This window comes from Amycolatopsis sp. CA-126428 (assembly GCF_002904335.1).
Taxonomy (GTDB): domain Bacteria; phylum Actinomycetota; class Actinomycetes; order Mycobacteriales; family Pseudonocardiaceae; genus Amycolatopsis.
The window spans coordinates 1-25871 of record NZ_PPHF01000187.1 but is presented as its reverse complement, the minus strand read 5'-3'; the positions used below and the strand labels follow the sequence as shown (position 1 = coordinate 25871).

Here is a 25871-nt window from a genome sequence, read left to right as displayed (position 1 = left end):
GCCGGATGCGCGTCGTGGTGACCGGCGGAGCCGGGTTCATCGGTTCGCACTACGTCCGGCAGGCGCTCTCCGGCGCCTACCCCGGATTCGAACCGGAAGTGCTGACGGTGCTGGACCTGCTGACCTACGCCGGCAACCGGGCCAACCTCGCCCCGGTCGAGGCCGACGAGCGGCTGCGGTTCGTCGTCGGCGACGTCTGCGATCCCGCGATCGTCAAGCAGACGATGTCCGACGCCGACCTGGTCGTGCACTTCGCCGCCGAGTCGCATGTGGACCGGTCGATCGAGGGCGCGGCCGATTTCGTCCGGACCAACGTGGTCGGCACCCAGACGCTGCTCCAGGGAGCGCTCGACGCCGGCGTCGGGCGCTTCGTGCACGTCTCCACCGACGAGGTCTACGGCTCGATCGACGACGGCTCGTGGACGGAGGACTTCCCCCTCTCGCCCAACTCCCCCTACGCGGCCTCGAAGGCGTCGAGCGACCTGATCGCGCTCGCCTTCCACCGCACGCACGGGCTGAACGTCTCGGTGACCCGCTGTTCCAACAACTATGGTCCGTACCAGTTCCCGGAGAAGGTCATCCCGCTGTTCGTCACGAACCTCCTCGACGGCCTCCGCGTCCCGCTGTACGGCGACGGGCTCAACGTGCGCGACTGGCTGCACGTCGACGACCACTGCCGGGGCATCCAGCTGGTCGCCGGCGGCGGGCGGGCCGGCGAGGTCTACAACATCGGCGGCGGAACCGAGCTGACGAACCGCGACCTGACCCACCGGCTGCTCGAAGCGACCGGCCGCGACGAGTCCGCCATCCTCCCGGTCGACGACCGCAAGGGCCACGACCGCCGCTACTCGGTCGACATCACGAAGGCGTCGGCCGAGCTCGGCTACCAGCCGCGGGTGGACCTCGCGACCGGGCTTCGCGAGACCGTCTCCTGGTACCGGGACAACCGGTCGTGGTGGGAGCCGCTGAAGGCGCGCTGACCGCGGCGGCGCACGCTCCTGGAGCGGGCCATCCCCCAAGTGTCCCAGTTTCCCACCCCCACCCGGGGCACGGCAACCCTTGACCAGGCCTGACGCGGGCAGGACTGGCATTTTCCCTCAAAGCCGCAGACCACCGCGCGAGCAACCACCCGATGTTCTAACGTCGGCGTCATTGATCACCTAGTGCTCTGGGGGAGTACTACATCGTGCGGTTCGATCGATGCAAACGATTGCTGTCCGGGTTTCTGGTGCTCGCCACCGCCGCGACCGGCTTCGCCACGGCTTCCGGTGGCGGGGTGCCGTCCGCGGCGGCGGCGTCCGGAGCCCAGCGCGGCGGCTGGGACGCCTACCGCGACCTCGACGGCCTGAGCTCGCTGCGCGCGGGCGACCGGAGCGGCCGGTTCTCCAGCTTCGACCGGTCGGGCGCCAACGACGACGGCTTCTTCGGCACCTACACCTGCCTGCGGGAGAGCCCGGACGGCTGCGTCATCGCCGACCGGACCGGCGCCGGGGAGCTGACCTCGATCTGGATGGTCGGCGACACGCCCCCGGACGAGCCGGATCCCCCGGCCAAGCAGGCCATCAAGCAGGCGGGCGGGCCGCCGAACCCGGCCGGAGCGGCCGGCGTGCCGCCGCCCGACCGCTACGAGAACAACACGATCAAGATCGAACTCGACGGCAAGACGGTGCTCGCCGCCCGCATGGGCGACGTCGTGTCCGGCAAGCTCGGCGGGCCGTTCGTCTGGCCGCTGGTCGGCGACAGCCTCGGCACCAAGGGCGGCATGTCGATCGGGATCCCGATGCCCTACCGCCAGTCGATGCGGGTCACCATGAGCAGCTCGCCGCTGTTCTACCACGTCGACTACCGCGACTTCGACGACGCGTCCCAGGTGCGCACGTTCGACCCCGCCGACCCCGCCGCCGACGTGGTCCAGCGGCTGCGGCGGTTCGGCTTCGACGACCCGAAACCACCGGCCCCCGGCGCGACGGCCGCGACCCGGACCGCCGACATCCCGAGCGGCCGGGCCACCGAGCCGATCCGGCTGACGGGCCCCGGCCGCATCACCCGGCTGCGCGTCGCCCTTCCGCAGGTCGTGCCGGCCTCCGCGGGCTACGAAGACGGCCGGACGCTCGGCGCGGGCGGCGGGAGTTCGTTCCGCGTCGCCGTCGATCCCCGCAACCAGGGGGTCCGGCTCACGCGCGAGGTCGACCCGGCGGAGGCCGGGCCGCGCGCGCAGGTGTTCGTCGACGGCAAGCGGGCGGACGTCACGGCGACGGCCGCCGGCGATGCCGCGTTCGAGTCGCTGCAGGTGCCCGCGGAGCTCACGGCGGGCAAATCGTCGCTCGCGATCACCACCAAGACCGGCCCGGGTACCGACCGCTCCACCGAGTTCCGCTTCGACGTCCACAGTCTCGTCGACGGCTCCTACACCAGGACCGACACGCTCGACGTCGGCCACTGGCACGCCGCCGAGGAACGCGCCCACGACTACACGAACCGCGGCGAGGTGTGGCACGGCCTCCGGAAGCTGCGCATCCCGGTGCCCGACGCCGCCGCGGAGCGCTCTCGCGCCCTGCTCGCCGGGGCGCGCCTGCGCATCTCGTTCGACGGGCACACCACGGTCGACGCGCCCGTCGGCGAGTTCTTCGGCTCCGGGCTCGGGGCGTTCGACACCAGGACCCTGCTGTACGCCATGGACCCCTCGCCGGGCGGCTGGTACACGGCGTGGTGGCCGATGCCCTTCGCCGGCCACGCCGAGGTCGAGCTCGTGAACGACGCCGGCGTGCCCATCACCGGCGCGAAGGTCGAGGTCACCTCGGCGCCGGACAGCTCGGTCGCCGGCAAGCTCGCGGCCCAGTCCATCGGCTACTTCCACGCCACCCACGGCAAGTCGGGCAGGCTCCCCGACGGCCAGGACGTGCCGCTGCTCGACGCGCGGGGCCGCGGGACCTTCTACGGCGTCACCGACACGATGCGGGGCGCGCCGGGTGGCCCGAACCAGCTCGAATTCCTCGAGGGCGACGAGCGCGCCTACGTCGACGGCCGCGCGACACCCGCGCTGCACGGCACCGGCACGGAGGACTTCTACGGCGGCGGCTGGTACTTCCTCGGCATCACCATGCCCGGGTCGACGCCGACGGCCGCGCTGTCCGGGTTCTCCGAGGAGGCCGACGGATGTACCGCGCTGTGCGTCGGCGCGACCAAGCTGCTGCTGACCGACTCGATCCCGTTCGCCGGTTCACTGCGGTTCTCCGCGGAACGCGGCTCGGTGAACACCGACCCGGTCGAGCACAGCTGGACCTCGTACTGGTACGGCCAGGAAAAGGCCGGGCTGCGGGAAACCGACCTCGTCGACACCGCCGACGGCGCGAGCCGGGCGGCACACGGCTACCGGGCCGGCGGCGAGACCGTGTCCACCCTGGACAGCACGGTCGAGGGCGTGGCCTACCGGGCGAAGCTGCAGCGGCCGACGACCTCGGCGACCGGCACCGTCGCGTTCACCGTGCGGACCGCGCCGGACGGCCGCGGCGCGCTCCTCCGGCGGCTGGCCGATCAGCAGCTCGCCGGCCAGGAAGCCGAGGTGTTCGTCAACGGCACGGCGGCGGGGACGTGGCGGCAACCGCTGCACGACAAGACCTCGCGCTGGCTCGAGGACGAGTTCCCGCTGCCCGCCGCCCTGACCGGGAACCAGCGCGAGCTCACCGTCGAACTCCGGCCGAAAGCCGGCGCGCCCGCGTGGTCGGCCTCCCAGTACCGGCTGTTGTCCCGCGTCGACCCCTTCGCCGACACGACCCCACCGGCCGTGCCGGGTTCGGTGCGCGCGAGGGCGGACCGCACCGACTCCGTGAACGTCGCGTGGGCGCCGGCCCGCGACGACGGGACGATCTCGCAGTACGAGGTGTACGCGGCGAAAACGCCCGATGTGCCGCTGACGCCGGCGAACCTCGCCGGCACCACGACCGGCCTCTCGTTCCAGCACCGCGGTGCCGGTCCCGGCGACCGGTGGTACTACCGCGTCCGGGCGGTGGACGGCGGAGGCAACGCGAGCGCTGCCTCCGCCGCCGTCGCGGGCACCGCGGGACGGCAATACGAGATCGAGGCCGAGGCGCTCGCCTCGAAGGCGCAGTCGAACGTGCAGCTCTACGTGCCGCTGAGTCCCCTCATGTCGGACACGGCCTACGTGCTGGCCGCGGCGGACCACCCCGGCGACGGCTTCACCGCGTCCGTCTCGGTGCCCCGGGACGGGGCGTACGAGCTGAGCGCATTCTGGTCGGCCTCCCCCGAACGCGGCCTGGGCGCGATCGAGCTCGACGGGAAAGCGGTCGGCGAGCCGTTCGACGCCTACCGGCCCGGCGGCGAGACAGTCGTGAAAAACGACCGGGGCACCGTGCGGCTGACCGCCGGAAAGCACGAGCTCGCCGTCCGGAGCGCCGGAAAGAACGCGGCGTCGGCCGCGCTGGTGTTCGGTGTGGACAAGCTTGTTCTCACACTCGTTTGATCCGCGGCCGAGGACACTGATCTACGGGGGAGCCACCCACCCTCCGGCTTCGAGGCGAGCCGGCCGCGATGTTTTGCGAGCCACGACAAGGGGATGAGATCCAGGCAACAGAAAAATATACCAAGGTATATCGAAAGATATCCCAAGGTCGCTTGCTCGACCGAGAACAGTTCGCATGAATGACGGGAATCGGTCCCTTATTAGCCATGATCATTTCCCGTTCAGTCCACTTAACCCAGGAGTAAAACTCCCGACTTCAACACTTATCAAAGCCTGGTTGACTGACCCACCCACTGCTGATAGGTTATAGTTAGAAGTTCACCATGGCTTCTGCATACATGCAATTAATATACAATTAACATTATTCGTAGGTCTCTGGGGGGTCTACTAATGAATGTGCGTATGGAAGCTTCGCCGGCACCGGGAGCTATTTGCCCGACGCAGCGAACAGGGTGGCCGGCACCCGCCGGTCAGCTTTCCGAATTCTGTGTAGCCAATCTCGACCACAACCTCCTCGTACTGGAAGCGAACGCCGAGTTTCTCCACTACCTCGGCCGGTCCGCGACCGACGTCTACGGGCGGACGTTCAGCAAGTTCGTCCATCCCAGCGTCGAACGTCTCGTCTCCCAGCACCTGGCCGGACTCCGGGCGGGTACCCGGGACCGGTTCACGACCCGGATGCTGGCCGAACGGCCGAGCTTCACGGTGGCCTCCGGCATGCTGACCGGGATCGCCGTGCGCAAGGCCGGGGGCGAGGTGAGCGGCATCGTCATGCTGCTCAGGCCGGATCGAGCCCGCGCGGCGGTACCCCCGCCCGAGCCCGACCAGCGCAAGACGCTGAGCGAGCTGGACGCGCGCGTGCTCGAAGGGATCGCCACCGGCATTTCGACCGCACGACTGGCCACCAAGCTTTACCTGAGCAGACAGGGGATCGAGTACCACGTCAGCGCGATGCTGCGCCGATTCAAGACTCCCAACCGTTCCGCACTGGTTTCCAAGGCGTACGCGCAAGGAATCCTGCCCGTCGGCCAATGGCCACCGAAGGTTTCACCGGAAAACATTCACTGACGACGCCGTCAGGGTTTTCGGACCTACCGAAAAGGGCACCGCGCACTCCGAGAAGGGGGCGCGGTGCCCTTTTCTTGTAGGCCAGCCATCTCTGCCGGGCAGACCGACCGCCGTGAGATCTGAGTCACATTAGGTTTAAACATCACCCGTAAGCGTCAGAGCAACCTGACCCACTTCCCGAGATTTGACTACTCACCGTATTCATCCTCTCGATAGCATTACCCAAATGGGGTAATCCCTTTTCACGCGATCCGAGTGGGGCATACCAAAGTATTGGGTCATCCGCACCAATCCTGGACCTTGGAGAGGTCGAAACCGCGCTTGATCCACGGTCAGATGGGTATCTCACCACCGAGAGTCGAGCTGGTTCCCACTGAAAGGACCGCCGGTACCCGTGATGCTTTCCAAGAACGCACGGACGCTGACCGCCCCGGCAGGCGCCGCGAGAGCCGGCACTGCGACACCCGTTCCCGCTTCCCCCTCGGTGCCCCGCATCGCGTGGGGGCCGGTACTCGCCATTGTCTTCCTCGTCGGCGTCGTGATGGTGGTGACCAGCGCCAATTACGCCCGCGGGTTCGACGAGATGTACTTCCTCATCGCCGGGCGTGATCATCCGGCCCTGGGCTACTTCGACCAGCCGCCGCTGGTGCCGCTGCTGGCCGGCCTGCTGGACCGGTGGTTCCCGGATTCGCTGGTCGCCCTGCGCCTGCCGGTCAGCCTCGCGGCCGCGGCGGGCGCGGGGATCACCGCGCTCATCGCCCGGGAACTCGGCGGTGGCAAGGGCGCGCAGGCCATGGCCGCCGGCGCCTACGCCTGCAGCGGGGTCATCACGGTCAGCCACTGGCTGGCGACCTACACCCTCGACCCGTTCTTCTGGACGCTGCTCACCTGGCTGGTGGTCCGCTGGGTGCGGCTGCACCGGGCCGGCGTCCGCGACGACCGGCCGCTGCTCTGGGCGGGCATCGTCACCGCGGTCTCGCTGGAGACCAAGTTCATGATCCCGGCGTTCTGGGTGCTCACCGGGCTCAGCGCGCTCGTGCTCGGGCCGCGCGAGCTGCTGCGCCGGCCGATGCTCTGGCTCGGCGCCGCCGTGGCGGTGGTCTGCACCGTTCCGACGCTGGTGTGGCAGGCCACGCACGGCTGGCCGTACCTGCAGATGGGCCAGGTCGTCGCGGGCGAGTCCACCGGCAAGGTGGCCTTCGTCATCACGAGTGTGTCGGGCGCCGGGTTCTTGGCGGGCGTGATCGGGCTCTGCTACGGGTACTGGCGCTTGCTGCGCGCACCGGAGCTGCGGAGTTACCGGTTCCTCGCGGTCGCGCTGCTGGCGACGTTCGTCGCGTTCCTGCTGACCGACGGGCGGTTCTACTACACGATGGGGCTGTACGCGCTGCCGTTCGGCGCCGCGGCCGCCGAGCTGAGCCGGCGCAAGATGGCGAAGCCCTGGCGCCTGCTGGTCTGGCCGGTGTTCGCGCTCTCGGCCGTGCTCGCCGTCGTCCAGCTGCCGATCTACCCCGCGAGCAAGGTGCAGGGCATGCCCCAGTCGTGGCAGGGCATCCCGCTCGGCTCGACCTTCGCGAGCGGCGAGCTGCCCCAGCGGGACGTCGGCATCCGCGCGGGCCAGGCGTACGCCGCACTGCCCGAAGAAGTGCGCGCGCACACCGCGGTCTTCGCCGAGATCTACCCGTTCGCGGCCGCGACCGACTACTACGGCCGCGCCTACGGCATCGAGCAGGTCTACAGCGGACACCGGGGCTACTGGTACTTCGGGATGCCGTCCGACACCAAGGACAAGGTCCTCGTCGTCAACCCGAGCCGCAGCGACGGCGAACAGATCGCGCCCTACTTCAGCAGCAGCCGCGAGGTGGTCGGGGGCCTGTTGACGTTGTACGAGGGCCGTCGGCAGCCGTGGAGCGAGATCTGGCCGCACCTGCGGACCAGCTAGCCGGACGAGGACGGGTCTTGCTCCGGCGGGACGAGTGGGTCGCACTTCTCGTCCCGCCGCCGGAAGACCCGTCCCCCGTCTCAGGCCCCGTCAGCGGCACAACTTCGTGAACCGCACCAGCTGATCGCCGGGCGGCTCACCGGGCCGGCGCGCCGAGACGTGCTTCGACGACGTCCGCGGCGCGCACCGCACCCCCCGCGTTCCTCGTCGCCTCGCGCAGCCGTGCAACGCTCTCTCCCACCGACTCGTCGGTCGCCACCGCCAGGACGGCGTCGCGCAGGGACTCGGCGTCCGCCTCGGACGGGTCGAGCAAGCGGCCGGCTCCGAGTTCGACGGCGCGGCGGGCGACGAAGTGCTCCTCCGGGGTGCCCGGGACCAGTACCTGGCGCACGCCGGCGTGCAGGGCGCGCATGACGCTGCTCATCCCGGCGTGCGTGATAAGCACCGTGGCGTGCGGCAGCACCTCGGTGTGCGGCAGCCAGCGGTACGCCGTGGCGTTCGCGGGCAGCGGGCCGAGATCGGCCGGGTCGAGGCCGCCGCCGAGGGTGAGCACCACCCGCCACGGCAGCCCGTCGAACGCGGTGGCGCAGCGGGTGAAGAAGCCCGCGTCCCGGTTCTTTTCCGAACCGAGCGACACGACCACGAGCGGGTCGTCGCCGGCCGGTGGCTGCCACGGCCGTTCGCCGGCGGGCGCGGCCTCCACGCAGGGGCCGACGAACGCGTGCCGGTCGTCGAAGCTTGCGGACTCGAGCTGGAACACCTCCGGCAGGAACACGATGTTGCTGCTTTCGCACGGAGCGTGGAACTCCTCCATCGGCAGCTCGGCCAGGCCGTGGCTGGCCAGCAGCTCGCCCATCCACGCGAAGAACTCCGAGAACGCGGGGTGCGTGGCGTCCAGCTCCGGGGCGAACTCCGCCCCGACCAGCGGGCCGAGCTGGAACTTCTCGTTGGCCGCGAACGTCGGGTACAGCTGGATCGCCCGGCGCTGCCACTTCGCGGCGAGCACCCGGCCGGCGGCGTAGGTGCTCGAGTCGTAGAGCAGCAGGTCGGGCACCTCCCGGCCGGTGAAGTACGACTCGACCGGCGGGATGGTCGCCATCGCCTCCAGCATCGCGCGCAGCGGTTCCCTGGCCAGGTAGTCGGCGTCGAACACCTCCGGCAGCGGACGCCCCGCCAGCGCCGAGACGTACGGCAGCACCTCGGCGCCCGCCGCCTCGGCCTCGGCGGCGAAGCGCGGGGTCGTCGGCATCGTCACCCGATGCCCGCGCCGGACCAGCTCGCGCACCACCGGCAGCACCGGATTCACGTGCCCGTACCCGGGAAACGGCCACACCAGCAGGTGCTTGCCCGGGCTCGCTTCCTCCGGCGCCGTGCCGCTCTCGTTGTCCTTCGCCGTGGTGACCGTCATCGCGCTGTCGTCCTTTCCGCCGGGGAGATCCCGGTAACCGTCAGTTCGGCGGGGAGGTGCTCGGCGAGCCAGGTCCGCATCACTTCGGCGGTGCCGGCGGCCAGCGACTCGACCATGGTGAAGTGGTCGCCGGGCACTTCGAGCACCGTGTGCGCTTCCTTCCAGGTCGGCTGCCACGGCTTGCCGCCGTCCGGATCGGGTTCCGTCTCGCCCATCGGGTCCGCCGCGCGCAGGAACAGGATCGGCGCGGCGGGCTCCCCCGGCGTCCACTCCCCGCTGATCCGGAAGTACCAGTCCATCGAGGTGAGCCGGGTGCTGTCCATCCGGCCCGCGATGTCCTCCCGCGACAGGAGACCGGCCATCATCTCCGGCCCCGAGACGCCGAGCGCCGCGCTGTCGTCCGGCCGGAAGCTGTCCATCATCACGATCGCCGCCGGCCGCACGCCGAGCCGTTCGAGGTAGCACGCCGTCGCGTGGGCCATGAGGCCGCCCGCCGAGTGTCCGAAGAGGACGAAGTCGCCGTCTTCGACGTGCGGCAGCGTCGCCTCGCCGAGCACGGCGGCCGCCGCTTCGATCGAGATCGGCAGGCTCTCCCCCTTCGCGAAGCCGGGGTTCGGGAACGCGTGCAGCTCGTGCGTGCCGCGGAAGGCGGCCGCCATCCGCGCGTACTGGTGCACGCCGCCGAGTCCCGCGTAGGACGAGAACGCGATCAGCTTCGCCGGCGACGGCCCCCGCGAGAGCGTCACCGCCTTGGGGATCCTCGTCGCCTCCGCGACCGCGGAGAACGTGGACCGCAGCTTCGAGACAGCCCGCAGGATCTCCCACGTCTCCCGCTCCTTGCCCTGCTCGATGCCGAGCCGGAACAGGTCGCTGAGCGTCTCGCCGTCGTCGTCCGGCGCGGCGGCCGCGCCCGCCGGGTTCCCGCCCGCCGGCGGCGCGACGGTGCCGAGCGCGTCCGCGAGCTGCTCGAGCAGGAACTCCGCCAGGTCGGTCGGCACCGGGTGGTCGAAGACGAGCGACGCGGGCAGCCGGAGCCCGGTCGCGGCGGCCAATCCGTTGCGCAGCTCGACGGAGGTGAGCGAGTCGAAGCCGAGCTCGGCGAGCCCGCGGTCCGGTTCGATCGCGTCGGGCCCGGGGAAGCCCAGCACGGCGGCCGCGTAGGACCGCACGAGCCGGACCGTCTCGTCGACGCGGTCGGCGGGCGGCAGCGCGGCCAGCCGCGCGACCAGTTCCCGGCTGTCGGTCTCGGCGGCCGCCCCGGCCACCCGGCGGGTGACCGGTGCGAGCGACCGGAACACCTTCGGCAGCAGCTCGCCCTGGGTGCGCAGCGCGGCCAGATCGAGCGCCACGGGGGCGAGCACGGGTTCTCCCGAGGCGAGCGCGACGTCGAGCAGCCGCAGCCCCTTCTCGGTGGGCAGCGGGGCGACCGCGCCGCCGCCGACCCGGGCCTGGCCCACCTGCTCGGGAGTGCGGCCCGCCTCGACCGACCGCGCCCACAGGCCCCAGTCGAGTGCGAGGGCGGGCAGCCCCAGCGAGTGGCGGTGGTGCGCGAGCGCGTCGAGGAACGCGTTCGCGGCGGCGTAGTTGCCCTGCCCGGGCAGGCCGAGCACGCCCGCGACCGAGGAGAAGAGCACGAACGCCGCGAGCTCCCGGTCGCCGGTCAGCTCGTGCAGGTTGAGCGCCACGTCGACCTTCGAGCGCAGCACCGTGTCCATCCGCTCGGGGGTCAGCGAACCGATCGTGGCGTCGTCCATCACGACGGCCACGTGCAGGACCGCGGTCAGCGGGTGCGCCTCGGGGATGCCGGTGAGGACCGCGCGGAGCGAGTCCCGATCGGTCGCGTCGCACGCGGCGACGGTGACCTCGGCGCCGAGCTCGGTGAGTTCCCCGACCGTTTCGGCGACGCCGTCGGCCTCGGCTCCGCGCCGGCTGGTCAGCAGCAGCCGGCGCGCGCCGCGCTCGGTGACGAGGTGCCGGGCGACGCTCCGGCCGAGCGTGCCCGTGCCGCCCACGATCAGCACCGTGCCCTCGGGATCCCACTTCGCGGGCTCGGTCCCGGCGGCGACCACCCGGGCGAGCCGCGCGACGCTCGGGACACCCGCGCGCACCGCCAGCTGGGGTTCGCCCGCCGACGCGGCCGCGGGCAGCGCGGCGAGCGAGGCGGGGTCGTCGTCGTGGTCGATCAGGACGATGCGGCCGGGGTTCTCCCACTGTGCCGTCCGGACCAGCCCCCAGACGGCCGCGCCCGCGAGGTTCGTGACGGCTTCGCCCGCGGTGGTGACCGCGCCCGACGTGACGACGACGAGCCTGGTCGCGGCCAGCCGATCGTCGGCGAGCCAGTCCTGGAGCACCGCCAGCGCCCGGTTCGCCGCCGCCCGGACCGCCTCGGCCGTCGTACCGGTCACGACCGGCAGCACCACGGTCCGCACGCCCGCGACACCGGACTCGACGACCTCGCCGAGCGCGTGGACGTCTGGATAGGACTCGATCGTCCGCCGTCCCCGGCCGGCCTCGTCGAGGCGGTCGCGCAGGGCCGGCTCGTCGTCGCCGAGGACCACCCAGATCCCGTCGTCGGCCGCGTCGGCGACGGCGGCCGGCGCCCACTCCAGCCGGAACAGCGATTCGTGGTGGACCGCGCTCGCCGCCGCGATCGCGTCGGCCGGCATCGGCCGGAAGGCGAGCGAGCCGACGGTCAGCACCGGCGCGCCCGCCTCGTCGGCCGCGTCGATCGCGACGCTGCCGGTGCCGGCGGACGCCACCCGCACGCGCAGCACCGACGCGCCGGCGGCGTGCAGGGTCACGCCCGACCACGAGAACGGGAACACGGCCGCGCCGTCCTCACCGAGCCGGACGACACCGAGGCCGAGCGTGTGCAACGCGGCGTCGAGCAGCGCGGGGTGCAGGCCGTACCGGTCGGCCTCGCCGCCCTCGGGCAGCACGACCTCGGCGAAAACCTCGTCGCCGTGCCGCCACGCGGCGCGCAGGCCGCGGAACGCCGGCCCGTAGTCGTAGAAGCCGTCGTCGCCGTAGAAGCCGTCGAGCGGAATCGGCTCGGCGCCGGCCGGCGGCCACTCGCCACCGAACGGTCCGGCCGGGGCGGCGGTGGCTCCGGCCGCCAGCAGGCCGCTCACATGCCTCGTCCAGGGTTGCTCGTCCGGGGCCCCGTCCGGTCGCGAATGGACGGTCACCGGCCGGCGGCCGGTCCCGTCGGCCGGTTCGACCCGCACCTGCAGCGCCACCCCGCCGCGCGCGGGCAGCACGAGCGGCGCTTCGAGCACGAGCTCGTCCACGGTGTCGCAGCCGGCCTCGTCCCCCGCGCGGATCGCCAGTTCCACGAACACCGTGGCCGGCACCAGGTTCGTGCCGGCGACGACGTGATCGGCGAGCCAGGACTGGGTGTTCGCCGAGAGCCGGCCGGTGAACAGGTGCGCCTCGGAGCCGGCCAGCGACACCCCGGCGCCGAGCAGCGGGTGCTTCGCGGCCGCCAGCCCGAGCGAGACGGGGTCGCCGCCGAAGTCGGGGGCCTTCGGCCAGAACCGCTCGGCCCGGAAGGCATAGGTCGGCAGCTCCACCGGCCGCGCGTCGTACGGGGCGAAGAAACGCTGCCACCGCACGGCTCCGCCGTGGGTGTGCCACTCGGCCAGCGACGTGTGGAACCGGCCGAGGCCGCCGTCGTCGCGGCGCAGCGTCCCCGTCACCGCCCCACCGCGGCCCGCGTCGGCCAGCGTCTCCTGGATCGCCGTCGACAGCACCGGGTGCGGGCTGACCTCGACGAACGCCGTGTAGCCCGCGTCCGCTAGGCCACGCACGGACGTCGCGAACCGCACCGGCTCCCGCAGGTTCGTGTACCAGTACGCGGCGTCGAGCTCCGCGCCGCCGATCCAGTCGCCGGTGACGCTGGACAGCATCGGGATCGCACCCTCGCGCGGCCGCACCCCGGCCAGCACCTCGGCGAGCACGGATTCGATCCGTTCCACGTGCGCCGAATGCGACGCGTAGTCGACGGCGATCCGCTTGGCGCGCACCCCGTCGGCGTCCAAAACCGCGACCAGCTCGTCGATCGCGTCCCGCTCCCCCGCCACCACGACCGCCGAAGGGCCGTTGACCACCGCGACGGACACCCGCGGTTCCCACCGGGCGATGCGGCGGCGCGCCTCCTCCTCGGGAAGACCGACCGACGCCATGCCGCCGTGCCCGGACAGGCCGGCTTCGATGGCCTGGCTGCGGCGCACGACGATCGTCGCGGCGTCCTCGAGGGACAGCGCACCGGCGACGCAGGCGGCGGCGATCTCGCCCTGCGAGTGCCCGGCGACGGCGTCCGGCTCGACGCCGGCCGCGCGCCACAGGGCGGCGAGCGAGACCATGACGGCGAACGAGACCGGCTGGACGACGTCGACCCGCTCGAGCGAGGGCGCGCCCGGCTCGCCGCGCAGGACGTCGACGAGCGACCAGTCGACGAGGCCGGCGAAGGCGAGCGCGCACTCCGAGATCCGCTCGGCGAAGACGGGCGAGGCGTCGAGCAGCTCGGCGCCCATCCCGGCCCACTGCGCGCCCTGGCCGGGGAACACGAACGCGGTCTTGCCGGCCGGCCCGGCCTCGGCACGCACGAGGTTGCTCGCCACCGTCCCGTCGGCGAGGGCGGCGAGCCCGGCCCGGAACCCGGCGACATCGCCGGCCGTCACCGCGGCGCGGTGCTGGAACGCCGCGCGCCGCGTCGCCAGGGTGAAGCCGACGTCGGCGAGGTCGACCTGACCGTGTTCGTCCACATAGGACAACAGCCGGGCGGCCTGCCCGCGCAGCGAATCCGCGGTCTTGGCCGAGAGCACCCACGGCAGCGCCGGGCCGGTGCGGGGTTCGCGGGCCGCGGGCTCGCCCGGTTCGGGCTCTTCGAGGATCACGTGCGCGTTGGTGCCGCTGATGCCGAAGGACGACACCGCCGCGCGGCGAGGCCGTCCGTTGCGTTCCCAGGGCACCGGTTCGGTCAGCAGGCGGACGTTGCCCGCGGACCAGTCGACCTGCGGCGTCGGGGCGTCGACGTGCATGGTCTTCGGCAGCAGCCCGTGCCGCATGGCGAGGATCATCTTGATGACCCCCGCCGCGCCGGCCGCGGCCTGGGTGTGGCCGAGGTTGGACTTGACCGAGCCGAGCCAGAGCGGCCGGTCGTCGGGGTGGTCCTGCCCGTAGGTGGCCAGCAGCGCCTGCGCCTCGATCGGGTCGCCGAGCCGCGTGCCCGTCCCGTGGGCCTCCACGACGTCGACTTCGGCGCCGTCGAGGTCCGCGTCGGCGAGCGCCCGCCGGATGACCCGCTGCTGGGACGGGCCGTTCGGGGCGGTCAGCCCGTTCGACGCGCCGTCCTGGTTGACCGCCGTGCCGCGCACGATCGCCAGGACGGGGTAGCCGGCCTCGATCGCGTCCGAGAGCCGCGCGACGAGCAGCATGCCGAGCCCCTCGCCCCAGCCGGTGCCGTCGGCCGAGGCCGCGAACGACTTCGACCGGCCGCTGGCCGAGAGCGCGCGCTGCCGGCTGTAGTCGATGAAGGTGCTCGGCGTCGACATGACCGTCACGCCACCGGCGAGCGCGAGCGAACATTCGCCGCGGCGCAGGGCCTGCGCGGCGAGGTGCAGGGTGACCAGCGACGACGAGCACGCCGTGTCGATGGTGACGGCGGGGCCTTCCAGGCCGAGCACGTAGGACACCCGGCCCGAGGCGACGCTGCCCGAGGTGCCGGTCCCGACGTAGCCCTCGGCGCCGTCGGGGAGCATGAACAGCTGGGCGCCGTAGTCGTGGTACATCACGCCGGTGTAGACGCCCGTTTCGCTGCCCTTCAACGACGTCGGGTCGATCCCCGCCGACTCGACCGCCTCCCAGCAGCCCTCCAGCAGCAGCCGCTGCTGCGGGTCCATGGCGAGGGCCTCGCGCGGGCTGATGCTGAAGAACGCGGCGTCGAACTCCGCGGCGTCGTGGAGGAACCCGCCCTCCCGCACGTAGCTGGAGCCGGCCTGGTCCGGATCGCCGGCGAACAGCGCCTCCAGGTTCCAGCCCCGGTCCAGCGGCATCGGCGAGATCCCGTCGCCGCCGGCCTCGACGAGCGACCACAGGTCATCGGGGTTGCGCACGCCTCCGGGATAGCGGCAGCTCATCCCGATGATCGCGATCGGCTCGTCGCCGGACCGCCGGACCGTCCGCGTCCCCGCCCGGGCCTCTCCCGGCCCGAAGACGCGTTCGAGCAGGTGCTCGGCGAGCACGGCCGAGTTCGGGTAGTCGAAGATCAGGGTGGCGGGCAGGCGCAGCCCGGTCGCCGCGGCGAGCCCGTTGCGCAGTTCGAGCGCCGTCAACGAGTCGAAGCCGAGCTCGCGGAACGCGCGGCCGGGGTCGACCCCGGTGCCGTCCGGGTGCCCGAGCACGGCGGCGGCCTGCGCGCGGACCAGCTCGACGACCGCGTCCTGACGCTTGTCCGGGGCCAGCTCGGCGAGGCGTTCGCCGAGCGCGGTGGCGGATCCCCGCGGTGCCGCGGCGCCGGCGCTGCGGCGGCGGACGGCGGGCACCAACGTCCGCCAGATCGGCGCGAGCGCTTCGCCGATCCCGCGCAGCGCGGGCAGGTCGAGCCGCATCGGCACGTGCAGCGCACCCGGCGTCGAGAGGGCCGCGTCGAACAGCGCGCGGCCTTCGTCGGCGGACAGCGGCAGCACCCCGCCGCGGGCGATCCGCGACCGGTCCGCCTCGTCGAGCCCGCCGGTCATCGCGCCGGCCTCGTCCCACAGGCCCCACGCGAGCGAGCGGCCGGGCAGGCCCATCGCCGCGCGCTGCGCCATCAGCGCGTCGAGGAACGCGTTCGCGGCGGCGTAGTTGCCCTGGCCGGCGGCGCCGACGACGCCGGAGATCGAGGAGAACACCACGAACTGGCGCAGGTCCGCCTCGCGGGTCAGCTCGTGCAGCTGCCACGCGGCGTCGACCTTCGGCCGCAGCACGGTGCCGAGCCGGTCCGGGGTCAGCGATTCGATGATGCCGTCGTCGAGCACCCCGGCCAGGTGCACGACCGAGCTGAGCCGGGCGGACGCGGGAAGGCCGGCCAGCAGCTCGGCCAGCGCGTCCGGATCGGCGACGTCACAGGCGACGACTTCGGTGTGGCAGCCGAGGCCGGTGAGCTCGGCGACGAGCTCGGCCGCCCCGTCGGCGGCCAGGCCGCGCCGGGCCGCCAGCAGGAGCCTCCGGACGCCGTGCGCCGTCACGAGGTGCCGGGCGAAGATCCCGCCGAGCGCACCGGTTCCCCCGGTGAGGAGCACGGTCCCGTCGCCCCAGTCCACAATGGAGTCCGGGGCCGGTGCGGCACGGGCGAACCGCGGCGCGCGCAGCACGCCGGAGCGCACGGCCAGCTGGGGCTCGCCGGAGCCGAGCGCGGCCGCCAGCACGGCATCGCCGGAGTCCTCGCTGCCGTCGGTGTCGAGGAGCACGAACCGGCCGGGGTTCTCCGCCTGCGCCGAGCGCACCAGTCCCCAGACCGTCGCGGCGGCGGGATCGGTGACGTCGGAGCCGGCGCCGGCCGCGACGGCTCCGCGGGTGCGGAAGACGAGCCGGGACGCGGCGAACCGCGCGTCGGCGAGCCACGCCTGAACGAGGCCGAGCGCCTGGCCGGCCAGCGCGTGGGCCCGCTCCGGCAGTCCGCCCCGAGCTACCAGTGACACCAGCACGTGCTCGGGCACGGTGGCGCCGTCGTCGATCCGCGCGGCCAGCGCGGCCAGCTCGGACCCGGCCAGGTCGGTCCAGCCGGCCTTCGCCCCGGCCGGCACCTCCGGCCAGGCGAGCTCGAACAGCGACTCGGTCGCGCCGGCCGTCCCCGGGTCCGCGGGCGCCGCGCGCAACGTCAGCGACTCGACGGTCAGCACGGGCGCGCCCGCCGGGTCCGTCACGTGCAGCACGACGGCGTCCTCGGTGGCGGCGGGACTCAGCCGCACGCGCAAGGAGGCCGCGCCCGTCGCGTGCAGCACGACCCCGGTCCAGGAGAACGGCAGCACGGTGGTCCCGGACGCCGCTCCCGGCAGCGCCGCCCCGGAGCCGACGCCGAGGGCGTGGAGACCGGCGTCGAGCAACGCCGGGTGCAGCCCGAAGCGGGCGGCCTCCCCGGTTGCGTCCCCGGGCAGGGCGACTTCGGCGAAGAGCTCGTCGCCGAGCCGCCATACAGCGGTCAGTCCCTGGAACACCGGGCCGTAGGCCAGTCCCGCGGCGGCCAGCTTGGCGTAGGCATCGGTCAGGTCCACCGGGCTCGCGCCGTCCGGCGGCCACACGGTGAGATCCGGGGCTTCGCCCCGGGCCGGGGGCTCCGCCACCCGGAACCCCCGAAAAGCAGTGGTGTCCTGGTCGGTCCCGGCCGGCGCGCCGGTGCCGAGCACGCCGGTCGCGTGCAGGGTCCACGGTGCCTCGGCGCCCTCGTCCTCGCGCTGGGAATGGACGCTGATCGCCCGCGCGCCCGAGTCGTCGGCGTCACCGACGACGACCTGCAGCCGGACACCGCCGCGTTCGGGCAAAGCCAGCGGCACGGCGAGGGTGAGCTCTTCCACGCACGCGCAGCCGAACTCGTCGCCCGCCCGCACCGCCAGTTCGAGGAACGCCGTGCCGGGCACCAGGATCGTTCCGGCGACGACGTGGTCGGCCAGCCACGGCTGGGTGCGCGTCGACAGCCGGCCGGTGAACACCGCACCGCCGGCCCCCGCGAGCCCGACCACCGCACCGAGCAGCGGATGGGACGCGCCGCTCAGCCCGGCGTAGCGCATCCCGTCACTCCCGCCGGGCAACACGACGTCCGGCCAGTAGCGGCTGCGCTGGAACGGGTAGGTGGGCAGGTCGGCCCGGCGCGCGCCCCGCCCGGCGAAGACCGCGGCCCAGTCCGGCGAGACCCCGGCGCCGTGCAGGACGCCCACCGCGGTCGTCAGCGCCTCGGCTTCGTCACGATCCCGGCGCAGGACCGGGATCACCACCTCTTCGCCGGAGTCGCCGGCCAGGCTCTCCTCGACCATCGGGGTGAGCACGGCGTCCGGACCGAGCTCGACGAACCGGGTGGCGCCCAGTTCGCGCAGCGCGCGGACGGCGTCGTGGAAGCGCACCTCGCGGCGCACCTGCCGGACCCAGTATTCGGCGGTGCTCAGCTCGCCCGGTTTCGCCGCTTCGCCCGTCACCGTCGAGACGACCGTGATCGACGGGTCCCGATAGGACAGTCCGTCCGCGACAGCGGCGTACTCGGCGAGCATCGGTTCCATCCGCGGCGAGTGGAACGCGTGGCTGACCCGTAGCCGCCGGGTCTTGCGGCCCTGTCGATCGAACTGCGCGGCGACGTCGAGCACCGCCGGCTCGTCACCGGACAGCACGACCGAAGCCGGCCCGTTGATCGCGGCGAGCTCGACGCCGGCGGTGAGCAGCGGCACCACCTCCGCCTCGGTGGCCGCGACGGCCACCATCGCGCCCCCGGCGGGCAGCCGTTGCATGAGCCGGCCACGCGCGGCGACGAGCACGGCGGCGTCTTCGAGCGAGAGGACCCCGGCGACGTGCGCGGCGGCGAGCTCGCCGATCGAGTGGCCCGCGACCAGATCGGGGGCCAGCCCCCAGCGGCCGAGGAACCGGTACAGCGCGACCTCGACGGCGAACAGCGCGGGCTGGGTGTACTCGGTCCGGTCCAGCACGTCGGCCCCGGCGTCCAGCAGCTCGCGCAGCGGCCGGTCGAGGTGGCGGTCCAGCTCGGCGCAGACCCGGCCGAGTTCCTCGGCGAACGCGGGGAACGCCGCGGCGAGACCGGCGGCCATCCCCGTCCGCTGGGCACCTTGCCCGGAGAACAGGAACGCCGTGCGCCCTTCGGCGGCCACCCCGGTGAGCACGCCGGATGCCCGCTCGCCCGTGGCGAGCGCGTCGAGGCCGCGCAACGCGGTTTCGACGTCGTCGGCGAGCAGGACGGCACGATGCTCGAACGCGGAGCGGGAGGAAGCCAGCGAGTAGGCGACGTCGACGGGCGCCGGCTCCGGGGCCGCCCGGAGCCGCTCGCGCAGCCGCCGGGCCTGGTCCCGCAGCGCCGCTTCGGTGCGGCCCGACAGCGGCCACGGCGTCGGCGCGTGCACCTCCGCCGGCTCCGGCGCGGTCTCGTCGGTCCGGGGCGCCTCTTCGATGATCAGGTGCGCGTTCGTGCCGCTGACCCCGAACGCCGAAACCCCGGCCCGGCGCGTGTCGCCGGTCCACGGCTGCGGCTCGGTCAGCAGGCGCACGTCGCCCGCCGTCCAGTCGACCCGGCTCGACGGCCGGTCGACGTGCAGCGTCTTCGGCAGCTCGCGGTGCTGGAGCGCCAGCACGACCTTGAGCACGCCCGCGACGCCCGCGGCCGCCTGCGTGTGCCCGAGGTTCGACTTGACCGAGCCCAGCCACAACGGCCGGTCCCGGTCCTTCCCGTAGGTGGCCAGCAGCGCCTGCGCCTCGATCGGGTCGCCCAGCGAGGTGCCCGTCCCGTGCGCCTCGACGGCGTCCACATCGGACGGGGAGAGCCCCGCGTCGGCGAGCGCCTGCCGGATGACCCGTTGCTGCGACGGGCCGTTCGGGGCGGTGAGCCCGTTCGAGGCACCGTCGGAGTTGATCGCCGAACCGCGCACGACCGCGAGCACGGGGTGGCCGTTGCGCCGGGCGTCGGAGAGCCGTTCGAGCAGCAGCATCCCGGCGCCCTCGCTCCAGCCGACGCCGTCGGCCCGGTCGGAGAACGCCTTGCAGCGGCCGTCGGCGGCGAGCCCGCGCTGACGGCTGAACGCGACGAACGCGCCCGGCGTCGCCATCACCGTCACGCCGCCGGCCAGCGCGAGCCGGCACTCGCCGGCCCGGAGGGCCTGGGCCGCGAGGTGCACCGAGACCAGCGACGACGAGCACGCCGTGTCGACGGTCAGCGTGGGGCCTTCGAGCCCGAGCGCGTACGCGATGCGCCCGGACAGCACGCTGGCCGAGCTCCCGGTGCCCAGGTAGGCCTCGGTGCCGGGCGCCAGCGCCGCGAGCCCGCCGTAGTCCTGGCCGTTGGTCCCGGCGAAGACCCCGACCTGCCCGCCGCGCAGGGAGGCGGGATCGAGGCCGCCGCGTTCGATCGCCTCCCACGACGTCTCCAGCAACAGCCGCTGCTGCGGGTCCATCGCCAGCGCCTCGCGCGGCGAGATCCCGAAGAACGCCGGGTCGAACTCGCCCGCCGCGTCGAGGAAGCCGCCTTCGGCGACGTAGCTCGTCCCCGGCTTCTCCGGGTCGGGGTCGTAGAGCGAGTCGAGGTCCCAGCCGCGGTCGGCGGGGAACTCCGACATCACGTCGACGCCGCCGGACAGCAGGTCCCACAGTCGTTCCGGGGTGTCGGCGCCGTGCGGGAAGCGGCAGCTCATCCCGACGATGGCGATCGGCTCCGGCAGGCCGGCCTCGGCTTCGCTCAGCCGCTGCCTGGTCTGGTGGAGGTCGGCCGTCACCCGCTTGAGGTAGTCGAGGAGCTTGTCCTGGTCCGCCATCCTGGTCTCTCCGGTTCGTCGTCTCGCTGGCTGGGTGGCGCTTCGGACCGGCCTCAGCCGAGGCCGAGCTCCTTGTCGATGAAGTCGAAGACCTCGTCCGAGGTCGCCGTCTGCAGCTGCTCCGCGACCTCGTTGCCGCGTTCGCCGTGCTGTGCGTCGCCGAGCTGCTTCACGAGGGCCTGCAGGCGGGCCGCGAGGCGGGTGCCCGCGAGCTGCTCGACCGGGAGCGCGGCCACGGCGCTCTCCAGCCGGTCCAGCTCGGCCAGCACCGGCACGACCTCGGCCTCGCCGCCGGCGAACAGCTCGCTGCGCAGCCGCCGCGCCAGCGCGGCGGGGTTCGCGTGGTCGAACACGACGGTCGCCGGCAGCGCGAGGCCGGTGATCGCGCCGAGCACGTTGCGCAGCTCGACCGCGGTGAGCGAGTCGAAGCCGAGGTCCGAGAACGCCTTCCCCGGTTCGATCGCGCTCGCGCCCTCGTGGCCGAGCACCGCCGCGGCTTGCCCGCGCACGAGTTCGAGCACGGCGTTGGCCCGGTCGCCTTCCGGCAGGGCCGCGAGCCGGGCCGTGAAGTCCGCCGGCGAGCTCTCGGGTTCCGCGGCGGCAGCGCGCCGGGCTTCCGGGATCTCGTCGAACAGCCGGCTCGGCCGCAGCGCCGTGAACCCGGGCGCGAAGGCCGCCCAGTCCACGTCGGTCACCACCAGGCACGCGTCGGGACGCTCGGCGGCGCGAGCCATCGCGGCCACGGCCAGCCGCGGCGGGAGCGCGCGCACACCGCCGCGGCGCTGCCGACTCGCCACCGTCTCGCCCGCGGCCATGCCCGCCTCGGCCCACGGCCCCCACGCGATGGAGGTGGCGGGGAGGCCAGCCGCCCGGCGCTGCTCGGCCAGCGCGTCGAGCGCGCTGTTCGCGGCGACGTAGTTGCCCTGCCCGGCCGCGCCGATCGTGCCCGCGAAGGAGGAGAACAGCACGAAGGCCTGGAGCTCGTGCTCCCGGGTCAGCTCGTGCAGGTGCACGGCGGAGTCCACTTTGGCCTCGAGCACGGCGGCGAGCCGGTCCGGGGTCATCGAGTCGAGCACGCCGTCGTCGAGCACGCCGGCGGCATGCACCACCGCGGTGAGCGGGTACTCCTCCGGTATTTCCGCGAGCAGGCGCCGCACCGCGTCCCGGTCGGCGACATCGCACGCGACGACGCTGACCCGCGCGCCCAGTCCGGCCAGTTCGGTGGCGAGTTCCGCCGCGCGGGGCGCGTTCTCGCCGCTCCTGCTCGCGAGCAGGATGTGTTCCGCGCCCTGGCCCGCCACCCAGCGGGCGACCTCCGCGCCGAGTGCACCCGTGCCGCCCGTGATGAGCGTGGTGCCCGAGACCGGCCACTCGCCCGCCGTGTCCACGGCGGCGGCGCGCAGGAGCCGCCTGCCGAAGACGCCGGTCGCCCGGATCGCGACCTGGTCCTCGCCGTCGAGGCCGGCCAGCACCGCGACGAGCTGGTCGGCGCCGCGTTCGTCGAGCACCTCGGGCAGGTCCACGGCGCCGCCCCAGCGGTCCGGCGCCTCCTGCGCCGCGACCCGGCCGAGACCCCAGGCCGCGGCCCCCATCCGGCTGCGGACCGGTTCCGCCCGGTCGACCGACACCGCGCCCGTCGTCAGGCACCAGAGCGGGGCCGCGACGCCGGCGTCGCCGAGTGCCTGCACGAGCGCCAGCGTCACCGCCGGTTCGCCCGGCTCGGCCGTATCGGCCAAGGGAGACAGGGAGACCACGCCGGCTAGGCCGGGTTCCTCCGCGGCGGCCGCGCGCAACCGCTCCGCGAGCGAGGCGCGGTCGAGGTCCGCGCAGGTCTCGATCTCGACCGGCACGCAGCGGCCGAGCCGCTGTTCGAGGGCCTTCCGGACCGCCGCGTGCCAGTCGCCGGCCCGCACCGGCAGCACCAGCAGCCAGGTCCCGGCCGGCGCGGGCCGGGCCGTCGCCTCGATCCGCCGCCACCCGATCCGGTGGTTCCAGGAGTCCACAGTGGACTTTTCGGTCCGCTCACGCCGCCACGCCGACAGCGCGGGCAGCAGCGACCCGAGCGTGGTTTCGCCGTCGACGGACAGGGTCTCGGCCAGCGCGCCGAGGTCCTCCCGCTCGACGGCCGCCCAGAACTGCGCGTCGACGTCGTTCGCCGGGCCGGCCGCGGCGGCCCTTGCGGCGTCGAACCGGGGCCAGTAGTGCCGGCGCTGGAAGGCGTAGCCGGGCAGCGCGACCCGGCGCGCGCCGGTGAACAGCCGTGTCCAGCCGACTGGCTGCCCGGTGACGTGGAGCGCCGCGAGGGCCGTCAGCACGCTCTCCGGCTCGGGGCCGCCGTTCTTGCGCAGGACCCCGGCCATCGTGGCGTCGGCCGACTCGGCGGCCATCGCCGTGAGCACGCCGTCGGGGCCGAGTTCGAGGAACCGGGTGACCCCCTCCGCCGCGAGGCAGGTGATCCCGTCGTGGAACCGCACCGCCTGCCGGACGTGCCGCACCCAGTAGTCCGGCGAGGTCAGTTCGCCCTCCGCGGCCAGGGTTCCGGTCACGTTGGACACGACCGGGATCGACGGCTCGTGGTAGGTCAGCCCGGCCGCGACGCGCCGGAACTCGGCGAGCATCGGCTCCATCCGCGGTGAGTGGAACGCGTGGCTGACGGTCAGCCGGCGCGTCTTGCGGTCGTCCCGGAACCGGGCGGCGATCGCCTCGACGGCGTCCTCGTCGCCCGAAACCACGACCGAGGCGGGCCCGTTCACCGCCGCGATCGACACGCCGCCGGTGAGCAGCGGGGCGATTTCGGCCTCGCTCGCCTGGATCGCCACCATCGCCCCGCCGGGCGGCAGTGCCTGCATCAGCCGGCCCCGCGCGCCGACGAGCCGGCAGGCGTCGGCCAGCGAAAGCACGCCGGCCACGTGGGCGGCCGACAGTTCGCCGATCGAGTGGCCGGCCAGGTAGTCCGGCGCGACACCCCACGACTCCAGCAACCGGAACAGCGCGACTTCGAGCGCGAACAGCGCGGCCTGCGTGTACCGGGTCTGGTCGAGCACCTCGGCGTCGCCGAACATCACCTCCCGCAGCGGGTGGTCCAGTTCGGCGTCCAGGTGCGCGCACACCGCGGCCAGCGCCTCGGCGAACGCGGGGAACGTCTCGGCCAGCTCCCGGCCCGCGCCGGCCCGCTGCGCGCCCTGTCCCGAGAACAGGAACGCCGAACGGCCTTCCGCGACCACGCCGGTGACGCCGCCCCGGCCGCCCTCGGCGAGCGCCGTCAGCCCGGCCAGCGCGGCGGCCCGGTCGCCGGCCAGCACCACGGCCCGGTGTTCGAGCGACGCCCGGCTCGTGAGCAGCGACCAGCCGAGGTCGGCGAGCTCCGCTTCCGGGCGGGATTCCACGACGGCGGCGAGCGCGCGTGCCTGGGCGCGCAGCGCGTCGGCATCGCGCGCGGAGAGCACGAGGGGCACCGTGCCACCGGAGACGACGGGCTCGGTGTCCCTCGCCGGCGCCGGCTCGGTGTCCTCCTCGATGATGACGTGGGCGTTGGTGCCGCTGAGGCCGAAGGACGAGATGCCGGCGCGGCGGGGACGCTCGCCCCCGTCCCACGGCACCGGTTCGGTCGCCAGCGCGACGTTTCCCGCGGTCCAGTCCACGTGCGACGTCGGCGAGCCGACGTGCAGCGTCCGCGGCAGGACGCCGTGGCGCAGGGCCAGCACCATCTTCAGCACGCCGGCCACCCCGGCGGCCGCCTGCGTGTGCCCGAGGTTCGACTTGACCGAGCCCAGCCACAACGGCCGGTCGCGGTCCCGCCCGTAGGTGGCCAGCAGCGCCTGCGCCTCGATCGGGTCGCCCAGCGTGGTGCCCGTCCCGTGCGCCTCGACGGCGTCCACATCGGACGCTTCGAGCCCGGCGGCGGCCAGCGCGTCGCGGATCACCCGCTGCTGCGAAGGGCCGTTCGGGGCGGTCAAGCCGTTCGACGCGCCGTCGGAGTTCACCGCCGAGCCCTTGACGACGGCCAGCACCGGGTGCCCGTTGCGGCGCGCGTCGGACAGGCGCTCGACCAGCAGCACGCCGGCGCCTTCGCCCCAGGCGGTGCCGTCCGCGTCCGCGGAGAACGCCTTCACCCGGCCGTCGGGGGCCAGCCCCCGCTGACGGCTGAACTCGATGAACGAGCCCGGCGTCGACATCACCGTCACCCCGCCCGCCAGCGCGAGCGTGCACTCGCCGCGGCGCAGCGACTCACTCGCCCAGTGCAGGGCGACCAGCGACGACGAGCACGCCGTGTCGACCGTGACCGCCGGGCCTTCCAGGCCCAGCGTGTACGCCACGCGGCCGGACACGATGCTCGCCGCGTTGCCGGTGCCCGCGTGCCCGGCGGAGTCCTGGTCGGCGTACGCGAGCAGCATCGGGTAGTCCTGCCCGTTGGTCCCGACGAACACGCCGACCGGGCTGCCCTGCACCGACCGGGGGTCGATCCCGGCGTCTTCGAGCGCCTCCCAGGACGCTTCGAGCAGCACCCGCTGCTGCGGGTCCATCGCCACCGCTTCCCGGGGTGACACCCCGAAGAAGCCCGCGTCGAACTCCGCGGCACCGGCGAGGAAACCGCCGTGCCGGGTGTACGACGTGCCGGGCCGCTCACCGTCCGGGTCGTACAGCCCCTCGACGTCCCAGCCGCGATCCTCGGGGAACGGCGTCATCGCGTCCACGCCGAGGTCCAGCAGCCGCCACAGGGCTTCGGGCGAGTCGACGCCGCCGGGGAACCGGCAGCTCATCCCGATGATCGCGATCGGCTCGTCGAGCGCGACGGTCCGCGCGGGGCGGCCCGGTTCCGGTGAGTCGCCGAACAGCTCGGCGTGGAGGTAGCCGGCCAGCGCCTGGGCCGTCGGGTAGTCGAAGACCAGCGTCGACGGCAGCGAGAGGCCGGTGGCCGCGCCGAGCGCGTTGCGGAACTCGACGGCGGTCAGCGAGTCGAACCCGAGTTCCCGGAAGGCGCGGGCGGGATCGACCTGCTCGGGACCCCGGTGGCCGAGCACGGCCGCGGCCTGGGCGCGCACGAGTTCGAGCAGGGCGCCCGGCCGGTCGGCTCCGGGCAGGTCGGCCGGCACCGGGTTCGCGACCGGCCGGCGGCCGGCGACGCGGCGCACTTCGGGAAGCTCGGCGAGCAGCGGACTCGGCCGGGCGGCGGCGAAGCCGGGCGCGAACCGTTCCCAGCCGACGTCGGCGACCGTCACCGTGACGGCGCCGGTGACCTGCCCGAGCGCCGGCGTGGCGGCCGCGGGCGGCAGCGGGGTGAGGCCGCCGCGGCGCATCCGCTCGGCCCCCTCGGCGGCCATCCCCGCCTCGGCCCACGGGCCCCAGGCGATCGAGGTGGCGGCCAGGCCCGCGCCGCGCCGGTGTTCCGCCAGCGCGTCCAGGTAGGCGTTGGCCGCCGCGTAGCTGCCCTGTCCCGCCGCGCCGACCGTGCCGGCGAACGACGAGAACAGC

At 73.7% G+C, this 25871-nt stretch carries 6 protein-coding genes and 1 pseudogene; 4 read left to right on the top strand and 3 right to left on the bottom strand.

The features are described from left to right. Nucleotides 1-5 precede the first annotated feature (5 nt). The 4 genes from rfbB (at nt 6) to C2L58_RS47505 (ending at nt 7490) form a co-directional block, all read left to right on the top strand. Nucleotides 6-980, top strand: a complete 975-nt coding sequence (rfbB, locus tag C2L58_RS47520) for a dTDP-glucose 4,6-dehydratase (RefSeq protein ID WP_103344366.1) — start codon at nt 6-8, stop codon at nt 978-980. A 206-nt stretch (nt 981-1186) separates the two neighbouring features. After that, on the top strand, nt 1187-4480 hold the full coding sequence (locus C2L58_RS47515; protein WP_146073854.1) for a glycoside hydrolase family 172 protein: 3294 nt from the start codon (nt 1187-1189) through the stop codon (nt 4478-4480). A gap of 402 nt (nt 4481-4882) precedes the next feature. Beyond that, the gene (locus tag C2L58_RS47510) at nt 4883-5548 is read left to right on the top strand and encodes a helix-turn-helix transcriptional regulator (protein ID WP_158264266.1); all 666 of its coding nucleotides are present in this window, start codon (nt 4883-4885) and stop codon (nt 5546-5548) included. A 484-nt stretch (nt 5549-6032) separates the two neighbouring features. Continuing rightward, a complete protein-coding gene (locus tag C2L58_RS47505) occupies nt 6033-7490 on the top strand; it encodes an ArnT family glycosyltransferase (RefSeq protein WP_233226339.1) in 1458 nt (485 codons plus the stop codon). 136 nt (nt 7491-7626) lie between these two features. Here the strand turns inward: C2L58_RS47505 and C2L58_RS47500 are convergent, their stop codons facing one another. From C2L58_RS47500 to C2L58_RS47490, 3 genes and pseudogenes are all read right to left on the bottom strand, one after another. Then, nucleotides 7627-8898, bottom strand: coding sequence for a macrolide family glycosyltransferase (locus tag C2L58_RS47500; RefSeq protein WP_103344209.1), 1272 nt, complete (start codon nt 8896-8898; stop codon nt 7627-7629). Then, a pseudogene (locus C2L58_RS47495) lies at nt 8895-20399 on the bottom strand (type I polyketide synthase); the annotation flags it as partial. The gene C2L58_RS47500 and the pseudogene C2L58_RS47495, both read right to left, overlap by 4 nt. A 53-nt stretch (nt 20400-20452) precedes the next feature. Next, on the bottom strand, nt 20453-25871 hold a 5419-nt coding region (locus tag C2L58_RS47490; RefSeq protein ID WP_146073853.1), incomplete at its 5' end, for a type I polyketide synthase.